The sequence below is a fragment of the Nocardiopsis halophila DSM 44494 genome (assembly GCF_000341245.1).
In the GTDB taxonomy this organism is placed as follows: domain Bacteria; phylum Actinomycetota; class Actinomycetes; order Streptosporangiales; family Streptosporangiaceae; genus Nocardiopsis_A; species Nocardiopsis_A halophila.
In genome coordinates this window covers 1-7,688 of record NZ_ANAD01000145.1, presented here as the reverse complement: position 1 = coordinate 7,688, position 7,688 = coordinate 1, and the positions used below count along the sequence as shown (strand labels likewise).

10 protein-coding genes and 2 pseudogenes are annotated in these 7,688 nt (G+C 72.7%); 7 read left to right on the top strand and 5 right to left on the bottom strand.

Features of this window, described 5'->3' with window-relative positions; all coding sequences use genetic code 11:
* The 3 genes and pseudogenes from D450_RS30465 to D450_RS0117280 form a co-directional block, all read left to right on the top strand.
* Window positions 1–200: pseudogene (locus D450_RS30465) on the top strand (ABC transporter); the annotation flags it as partial.
* Complete coding sequence (locus D450_RS0117285) at window positions 200–1,027, top strand: ABC transporter permease (RefSeq protein ID WP_017539908.1); 828 nt, start codon at window positions 200–202, stop codon at window positions 1,025–1,027. The pseudogene D450_RS30465 and the gene D450_RS0117285, both read left to right, overlap by 1 nt.
* Before the next feature lie 75 nt (window positions 1,028–1,102).
* The gene (locus tag D450_RS0117280; RefSeq protein WP_017539907.1) at window positions 1,103–1,519 is read left to right on the top strand and encodes a TIGR03668 family PPOX class F420-dependent oxidoreductase; all 417 of its coding nucleotides are present in this window, start codon (window positions 1,103–1,105) and stop codon (window positions 1,517–1,519) included.
* Between the two features lie 56 nt (window positions 1,520–1,575).
* Here the strand turns inward: D450_RS0117280 and D450_RS0117275 are convergent, their stop codons facing one another.
* Window positions 1,576–1,845, bottom strand: coding sequence for a GntR family transcriptional regulator (locus D450_RS0117275; protein ID WP_017539906.1), 270 nt, complete (start codon window positions 1,843–1,845; stop codon window positions 1,576–1,578).
* A 202-nt stretch (window positions 1,846–2,047) separates the two neighbouring features.
* On the opposite strand from D450_RS0117275, the gene D450_RS0117270 reads away from it, so the two are divergent.
* Together D450_RS0117270 and D450_RS0117265 are read left to right on the top strand one after the other, a co-directional pair.
* Window positions 2,048–2,449, top strand: a complete 402-nt coding sequence (locus D450_RS0117270) for a hypothetical protein (protein ID WP_017539905.1) — start codon at window positions 2,048–2,050, stop codon at window positions 2,447–2,449.
* Between the two features lie 239 nt (window positions 2,450–2,688).
* The gene (locus D450_RS0117265; RefSeq protein ID WP_017539904.1) at window positions 2,689–3,453 is read left to right on the top strand and encodes a VOC family protein; all 765 of its coding nucleotides are present in this window, start codon (window positions 2,689–2,691) and stop codon (window positions 3,451–3,453) included.
* Window positions 3,454–3,516: 63 nt separating this feature from the next.
* Here the strand turns inward: D450_RS0117265 and D450_RS0117260 are convergent, their stop codons facing one another.
* The 3 genes from D450_RS0117260 to D450_RS30460 form a co-directional block, all read right to left on the bottom strand.
* Window positions 3,517–3,963: a DUF1801 domain-containing protein gene (locus tag D450_RS0117260; protein ID WP_017539903.1), complete on the bottom strand. Its 447-nt coding sequence runs from the start codon at window positions 3,961–3,963 to the stop codon at window positions 3,517–3,519.
* A gap of 109 nt (window positions 3,964–4,072) precedes the next feature.
* The gene (locus D450_RS0117255) at window positions 4,073–4,507 is read right to left on the bottom strand and encodes a hypothetical protein (protein WP_017539902.1); all 435 of its coding nucleotides are present in this window, start codon (window positions 4,505–4,507) and stop codon (window positions 4,073–4,075) included.
* A gap of 76 nt (window positions 4,508–4,583) precedes the next feature.
* Window positions 4,584–5,555: a hypothetical protein gene (locus D450_RS30460; RefSeq protein ID WP_152520861.1), complete on the bottom strand. Its 972-nt coding sequence runs from the start codon at window positions 5,553–5,555 to the stop codon at window positions 4,584–4,586.
* Window positions 5,556–5,707: 152 nt separating this feature from the next.
* Between D450_RS30460 and D450_RS0117245 the strand changes: the two genes are divergently transcribed.
* A complete protein-coding gene (locus D450_RS0117245; RefSeq protein WP_051063612.1) occupies window positions 5,708–6,709 on the top strand; it encodes an ArsR family transcriptional regulator in 1,002 nt (333 codons plus the stop codon).
* Between the two features lie 25 nt (window positions 6,710–6,734).
* Here D450_RS0117245 and D450_RS0117240 read toward each other — a convergent pair whose 3' ends face one another.
* Window positions 6,735–7,232 (bottom strand): OsmC family protein, encoded by a 498-nt coding sequence (locus D450_RS0117240; protein ID WP_193789671.1) that lies wholly within the window; start codon window positions 7,230–7,232, stop codon window positions 6,735–6,737.
* A 107-nt stretch (window positions 7,233–7,339) separates the two neighbouring features.
* Between D450_RS0117240 and D450_RS30455 the strand changes: the two are divergent.
* A pseudogene (locus D450_RS30455) lies at window positions 7,340–7,688 on the top strand (3-phosphoshikimate 1-carboxyvinyltransferase); the annotation flags it as partial.

Genomic DNA, 7,688 nt, shown 5'->3' with positions numbered 1-7,688 from the left:
CCCCCCCCCCCCCCCCCGCCCCCGCCGGCACCGGCCTGGCCGTCGCGGTCCCGAACGCGGACGCGGCGATGCCGGAACTGCTCGGCGCCCTGGACGTGGCGGGGGTGAAGGTCGCCGCCGCGCGCGGGGTGCGGCCGACGCTGGACGACGTGTTCCTGGCCCTGACCGGCCGGAGCCTGAACGAAGAGGAGACCGCCTGATGGCCGCACCGTCCCTGTCCGCCACGACCGCCGCCGGCTCCGGGCCCGCCCGCCCTGCCGCCGCCTCCTTCGTCCGGGACGTGGCGACCGTCTACACCCGGGAGGTCACGCCGTCGGTGCGGGACCCGCTCGGGATGCTGTTCACGATGGGGCAGCCGCTGCTACTGCTCTTCTTCTTCGGCCCGCTGCTGGGAGGCGTCGGCGCGGGAGGAGGCGCGGCCGGGGGCTCGTGGCAGTGGTTCGTCCCCGGGGTGCTGGTGATGCTGTGCCTGTTCGGGCCGATGATGGCCGGCTACAACCTGCTCGTGGAGCTGCTGGGCGGCGCGATGGAGCGCATGCTGGTGAGCCCGCTGAACCGCACGGCGATGCTGATCGGAAGGGCCCTCAAAGAGTTCTCGGTGCTGCTGGTGCAAGCGGTGCTGATCGTCCTGCTGGCGATCCCGCTGGGCTTCGAGCTGTACCCGCTGGGCGTGCTGGCGGGACTGCTGCTGCTCGCGGTGTTCGGGGTGGGGCTGGGGGCGCTGTCGTTCCTGCTGGCGATGGTGTCGGCCCCGAGCGGTGAGCTGTTCTACGGGGTGACGCAGCTGGCGGTGTTCCCGCTGATGCTGCTGTCGGGGGTGCTGCTGCCGATGGACTTCGGCCCGCAGTGGCTCCAGACCGTGGCCGCGGTCAACCCGGTCACCCACATCGCCGAAGCGATGCGGACCCTGTTCGCGGGGTCGTTCACCGACCCGGCGATCGGCTGGGGCGCCCTGTCGGCGGCCGCCGTCGCAGCACTGGGCCTGACCTTCGGCACCCGCGCCATGCGACGAGGCGTCGGGGTCTGACCGGCTCACCCCTGAACGCGGCCCCGGACACGCTCCTCCTGGAACCGGGGCCGCTCCCCGTGCGATGGTCGGCGGGTGCGATGGACATCCGAACGGGCCCGCACGGCGTTCATCGAGAGCCGGGTGGCGCGGCTGGCCACGGTCTCGGCCGACGGACAGCCGCACTGCGTCCCCGTGACGTTCGCGGTCGAGGGGGACACCGCGGCGATCGCGATCGACCACAAGCCCAAGTCGACGATGCGTTTGAAGCGCCTGTCCAACATCGAACAGAACCCCAAGGTCTGCCTGCTCGCCGACGAGTACTCGGACGAGTGGAGCCGGCTCTGGTGGGCGAGGGCTGACGGGACGGCGTATGTCGTCCACGAGGGCGAACCGAGGGACCGCGCTCTGGCACAGCTGCTCGACCGCTACCGCGAGTACCGGGCCGCCCCTCCGACCGGCCCCGTGATCCTGATCGAGGTCTTCCGGTGGTCCGGCTGGAGCGCGACGTGAGTCCGCAATGAGGGCGCCTTCACGGCCGTACTCTGCCCGGGGCCATCCGTTGACGGTCAGTCGCCATGCCCCGCGCTCGTCTCCGCGACGAACGTGCCCTTGCCCCGCACCGTCACGGTGAGCCCCTGGTCGTTCACGAGCTTCACCGCCGCCCTCGCCGTCGGCCGGGAGACGGAGAACTCCTCGCACAGCGCGGCCTCCGAGGGGATCCGGCGCCGGGGTTCGTAGGTCCGATCGGCGATGCGGGCCGCCACGACGGCCGCGATCTGTTCGTACAGCGGCTCCCGCCCCCTCGAGATCGATCTCCATAGGACGACGTTATTCACCTCCAGACGCCCCTTAACGGGACATGACGTCAGGTGACAGGTCCTGACAAGCGGGCTTGGTTGAGGGACGCCCCCGACCGGCGGGAGAGCCTGGGAGACGTCGCACCCGACGGTTCTCCACAGCCCCGCACGGGGGCGCCCCCTCCTTCAGCATCACGGCTAACCTGTGACCACCTGCTTCCCTCCGGAAGGGGAAACCCCGATGCCCAGCATCGAACAGCGGCTCACCAACCTCGAAGCCGCTTTCATCGAACGCTCCGTGGACAAGCGGAGCATTCAGGCACAGCAGCTCAACACCGACCACCGGATCAACTCCCTCGCGGACGCCTTCATGGAGCACCGCCGCGAGACCCGCGAGGGGTTCCGCCAGATCGGCCTCCGGTTCGACGCGGTCGAAGGCCGCCTCGACAGCCTCGAATCCGGACAGGCCGAACTCCAGAGCGAGGTGCACACTCTGAAGGGCGACGTGGCCACGCTCAAGGGCGACGTGGCCACGCTCAAGACCGACGTGAGCGCTCTGAAGGACGACGTCAGCACTCTCAAGACCGGGATGTCCCATCTCCAAGACCTGGTCACGCGCATCGCCGACAAGCTCGACGCCTGACGGTGCACCGACGGCCCCGCCCCCGGGCGGGGCCGTTCACGTGTCCGCGCACCAAGGGTCCGTATTGCATACTCCCACGGGCGACGAAGAGGCACTGGGAGCAGCTGGACCGGCTGCGGGAGCGAGCCGAGGAGGCGTTCTGACCTCGGCGGACTGCTCCCGGCGCGTCTCCCGGGGAATGTCGCCCCCGCCGCCTAGCATCCGGGCACGAGTCCACCGCTGACGGAGGAGAACCTGTCATGACGACGGAACCCATGGTCAACGGGCCGTGCTGGGTCGAGCTGGGGGCGCAGGACACCGCCCGGGAAGGGGACTTCTACGCGCAGGTGTTCGGGTGGGACCTGGCCACCGACCCCCGCCCCGAGGCCGGCGGGTACACGATCGCCTCGCTCGGCGGGCGCCGCGTCGCCGCCGTCACCCCGCTGTACGGGGAGGACCAGCCGGTCGCCTGGAACGTCTCCTTCCGGGTGGCCGACGTCGACACGGCCCTGGAGACCGTCCGGGACGCCGGCGGGTCGGTCCTGTTCGGCCCCCTCGACGTCTTCGAGGAAGGCCGCTTCGCCGTCGCCGTGGACCCCACCGGCGCCGCCTTCCAGCTCTGGCAGCCCAGGGACTTCACCGGGGCCGAGGCCATGGGCGAGCCCGGCACGCTCTGCTGGGTCGACCTGCACACCCGCGACGTCGACGCCGCCTCCGCCTTCTACTCCCGCCTCTTCGGCTGGGACCTCGCCGAGGGCTCCGGCTACCGGGTCCTCAGCCTGGACGGCACCGGGTTCGGCGGCGTCTTCGACCAAGAAGGCGACGAGGGCTACCCGCAGGACATCCCTCCCCACTGGATCCCCTACTTCGCCACCACCGACGTGGAGGGGACCGTCGCCGCCGCGAACAAGGCGGGCGGCACGACCGTCATGGGCCCGATGGTCCTCGGGGGGTTCACCATCGCCGCCATCGTCGACCCCGAAGGGGCCGGCTTCCAGCTGCTCGAAGTGCCGGACGGTTCCTGAGCGAGGCGGGCGGCGGCCGGGGCACCGAGAGAACGCCGAGAGCACGNCGGGCGCCCCCGCCGGTCATCGGCGGGCGCCGCGCAGCGCCTCGTGACGCGCGATGAAGTCGTCGACCGGCCAGCGGGCCACCCAGCGGGCGACGACGTCCAGCGGCACGCCGTCCAGCCCCTTGAAGCGCACGCACGCCTTGCCCATGTCCAGGCGCTTGCCCGTCGCCAGCCACTCCTCCCGGAACTCCTCCTGCTCGGGCCCGTAGACCCCCATCAGGTACAGCGCGTTGTGGTTCTTCTGGGCGGCCAGTCCCGCGTAGCCCAGCGGACGGCCGTTGTAGGTCTTCGGGTAGCGCTCCAGGGGGACGTGGTAGCCGATCATCCCGAAGTCCATGCCCTCCTCGTACCCCTCGGGCAGGTTGTCGAGGACGGTGCGCCGCACCTCGGCCAGCACCGCCCTGCGTTCCTCCGGGAGTTCGGCGAGGTACTCCTCGGGGGTCGCCGCATCGCTCGTGGCCATGCCGCCGATCCTAGGCGGGCCCCGGCGCCCGGCCGAGGGGGCGCGCGGGCGGCCGGGGCCCGTCCGCATGGCGTCCGAAGCGGCCGGGGCGGCCGCTCCGGTCACCGTGCTAGGGGAGGTTGGTCCACTGGTGGGAGGAGATGTTGTTGTTGAGCGCCTGCCCGGAGCCCGCGCCCGTGTTGGCGTCGAAGTCCCACTTGTTCAGGTTGTTCAGGACGACGCCGTTGTAGACGCCCCGGCGCGCGCCGGAGTGGTTGAGGCCCCAGTAGACCCAGACGTCGTCGTAGCTGCCCGGGTAGCCGTTGTTCCACAGCGACGAGACGCGGTTGCGGCAGTCGCCCCAGTTCTTGGCGTTGCCCGCCCACGCGTCGCACCAGCCGGTCCGGTTGTAGCCGGTGTAGACGTGCAGCTTGCCGTCGGCCTGCGCCTCGGCCTGGGCCGGCGCGGCCTGGGGCACCGCCTCCTCGGCCTGGGCGGCGGGGGCGGACAGGAGGGTCGCCGCGGCGACCGCGCCGGTCACGGCGAGCATGCGCTTGATGGCCATCGTTCTCTCCTTCGCGTGTTCCTCTGCCGGCCTGTCGGCCGGTCCCTCTGACGGCCGGGGCGGATGCGCGCCCGGCTCACGCCTGCCCGGAGCCCTCCTCCGATTCGCCGGTCACGGAGCGGGCCCGCGGCAGGGCGTCCAACTGCAGCCGGCGCCGCTCCTCCACGGCGGAGCGGTGCTCGCGCCGGAGCTCGTCGCCGTACTGCCGGTCCAGTTCGTCGGCCGTGTCCCCCAGGCCGGTCTCCTGGGCGCACTCGGCCTCGGCGACCGCCAGGGCGGTCTCCTCGTCCTCGGGAAGGGGGTCGTCCGGCGGCGGGAGCGACCGGCGGACCTCCATCGGGGTCGTGTAGTCGTGCCCCGCCTCCTTCATGCACACCGACCAGGAGGCGGCGGCCTCCTCATAGGCCGGATCGCTCACGACGCGGTCCCGCCGCATGTTCTCCAGGGCGTCGACGGTGGTCGTGGCCTGGAACCACCCCTCCAGGTCCCCGTACAGCTCGCGCTGGGCCTGGGAGCGGCACCCCTGGTCGCTGCGGCCGAGCTCCATCCCGTCGGGGGTGGTGGCCTCGATGCCGACCGGGCTCGGCCCGTTGGCGGCACGCAGCGCCTCCTGCCTCCGGTCCTCGGGAAGGGCGTTGAAATAACGCTGGTTGGGGTCCTCTTCGCGGAGTTCGGCGACCTTTCTCCGCAGCCCCGACCCGTAGCCGTGTTCGGCCGCCCATTCCGGGTCGTCGATAACATAGGGGAACTTCCCGATTTCGGGCGGGGTCTCGTCCTCGGTGATCCGGTATTCGAAACCGTGATCCTCCATACATTCACGGAGGAGGACCTCTTCGGCCCGTTCGAGGAGCTTTTCCTCTCCGTCCGTCACGGCGCGCGGATCCCCCTGCCCGTCGCCCGGCCCTCCCCCGTGGGCCGAGCACGCGGCCACCGCCCCCGAGCCGATGAGGAGCGCCAACACGGCCGGAGCGGCCGTGCGCGCCGCCCTGCGCACCGCGGCGCGCGCCGGTCCGGGCGCGGGCGTCGCGGACTTCGGCGCCGTGCCCATCCGTTCCCCTTCCCGTCGGTCCACCCCGCCCCCGAACGAATTCACGGCGGGGTCGAGGTTCATCCTGGGGATCCGGGACCCGCTACGGGTGTACGTTTTCCTTGACGCGACATCGTGGCCGGACGCGGCCACTCGAATTGGAGATGTCCGACATGTCAGCTAAAGGCGGCGGACTGCGTATCCATTTCACCCGGGACGATCTCGCGCGCGTCCGATTGGCGGACGCCCCGGATCCGATGTGGGAGGCCGTCAACAGCCTCCACCTGCTCCAGCACCGGCAGGGCGCCGTGGCCTTCGGCGCCTGGCGCGGCGAGGTCCGCAGAGCGCTCGCCGACGGCGGGGCGGACGAGCGGGCGCTGCGCACCCTGCTGGCCCTGGCCCCGAACGCCAACTACTGCCCGGACTTCCTCACACCGGCGGCCCCCGCCGCCGACCCGGAGGAGGCCATCGAGAACGTGCTGTCCACACCGCGCCCGCGGATCCGGCGGGAGCTGGACATCATGGCCGCCCGGGTGCGCGCACCGACGCCGCAGCTCCCCCTCGCCGAGGGAGGGTCCGGGGCGCTGCGGGCCCTGGGAGACGCCCTGCGGGCCTACCGCCGAGGGGCGCTCTCCCCGTACTGGAACCGGGTCCGCGACCATGTGCAGGCCGATCTGCACGGCCGGCTCGGCGCACTGCGGGGCGGCGGTTCCGAAGGGCTCCTGTCCTCGCTCGCCCCGACGCTGCGATGGCGGCCGCCGGTGCTGGAGGCCGACTACCCCTTCGACCGCGAGGTCCGCCTCGGCGGCCGCGGCCTGCTGCTGGTTCCCTCGCTCTTCTGCTGGGCCCGCCCGGTGATGCCGGCCGACCCCGACCTGCCGCCGGTGCTGGTGTACCCGGTCGACCGCGCCCCGGACTGGGCCCGCCCGCCGGAGCGCCCGGACGGCCTGGAACCGCTCCTGGGACCGACCCGGGCCCGCCTGCTGGAACTCGTGGGCGACGGCGGCGGCCGGACCACGACGGGCCTGGCGGGCGTCGCCGCCGTGTCGCCGGCGACGGTCAGCAAGCACCTCAACGTGCTGCGCAACGCCGGCCTGGTCCACACGCGCCACGAGGGGCGCCGCGCCCTGCACTCGGCCACCGGGCTCGGCCGGGACCTGCTGGAGCGCTCCTGAGCATGCGGCGCGCCCCGCNCCCCGCCTACCCCTCCTGCACCCGGATCTCCGGCTCGTTGCGGACCGGGAAGTTCACCGACCTGGCGATGAAGCACGCCCGGTGCGCCTTGTCGTGCAGCTCCCGCGCCCGCTCCACCATCGCCGCGTCGGCCACTGTCACCACCGGGTGCAGCACGACCTCGGTGAACTCGCCGCTGGAGTCCGCGTGGGTGACCATGGTCCCCGTCGCCCGGTCCTCATAGGCCACCACGTTCACACCGGCGCCCACCGCCAGGGCGAAGTAGGAGAGCATGTGGCACTCGCTCAGCGCCGCCACCAGCATGTCCTCCGGGTTCCAACGCTCGGGGTCGCCCCGGAACGCCTTGTCGGCCGACCCCTTGAGCAGCGGCCGCCCCTCGGCCTCGACGTCGTGGTCGCGCCCGAAGGCCCGGTACGAGGCCGTGCCCTCGCCCCGGTTGCCCGTCCACCGGACGCGCACGTCGTAGCCGTGCTCCTTGTCCCTGTGACGCGCTCCTGCCACCATCGTCGGCCTCCCGTCGCCGTGACCGTGTCCCCCCGGGCGGCCAGCTTCGCACGCCGCGACCTGACGAACCCGGCAGGCCCCCCGCACCCGGCGGCTAGGCTGGTGTCATGCCTGCATCCGCACCGCACTGGCCCGCGCCCACCGCCGAACGCCCCGTGGACGCCGAGGTCGCGCTGCCCGGGTCCAAGTCCATGACCAACCGCGCCCTGGTCCTGGCCGCGCTCTCCGACACGCCCGCCACTGTGCGCCGCCCCCTGCGCAGCCGGGACACCGAGCTGATGGCGGACGCCCTGCGCTCCCTCGGCGCCCGGGTGCGCGAGGACGGCGACGACTGGGCCCTCACCCCGGCCACGCTGCGCGGCCCGGTGCGCCTGGACGTGGGCAACGCCGGCACCGTGATGCGGTTCGTCCCCCCGCTGGCCGCGCTCGCCGACGGCGACGTGCACTTCGACGGCG

Bases quoted from the DNA above. Each gene is read 5' to 3' on its own strand.
- D450_RS0117285 (WP_017539908.1), top strand. From the start codon at position 200: ATGGCCGCACCGTCCCTGTCCGCCACGACCGCCGCCGGCTCCGGGCCC.
- D450_RS0117270 (WP_017539905.1), top strand. From the start codon at position 2,048: ATGCCCAGCATCGAACAGCGGCTCACCAACCTCGAAGCCGCTTTCATC.
- D450_RS0117265 (WP_017539904.1), top strand. From the start codon at position 2,689: ATGACGACGGAACCCATGGTCAACGGGCCGTGCTGGGTCGAGCTGGGG.
- D450_RS0117260 (WP_017539903.1), bottom strand. From the start codon at position 3,963: ATGGCCACGAGCGATGCGGCGACCCCCGAGGAGTACCTCGCCGAACTC.
- D450_RS0117255 (WP_017539902.1), bottom strand. From the start codon at position 4,507: ATGGCCATCAAGCGCATGCTCGCCGTGACCGGCGCGGTCGCCGCGGCG.
- D450_RS30460 (WP_152520861.1), bottom strand. From the start codon at position 5,555: ATGGGCACGGCGCCGAAGTCCGCGACGCCCGCGCCCGGACCGGCGCGC.
- D450_RS0117245 (WP_051063612.1), top strand. From the start codon at position 5,708: ATGTCAGCTAAAGGCGGCGGACTGCGTATCCATTTCACCCGGGACGAT.
- D450_RS0117240 (WP_193789671.1), bottom strand. From the start codon at position 7,232: ATGGTGGCAGGAGCGCGTCACAGGGACAAGGAGCACGGCTACGACGTG.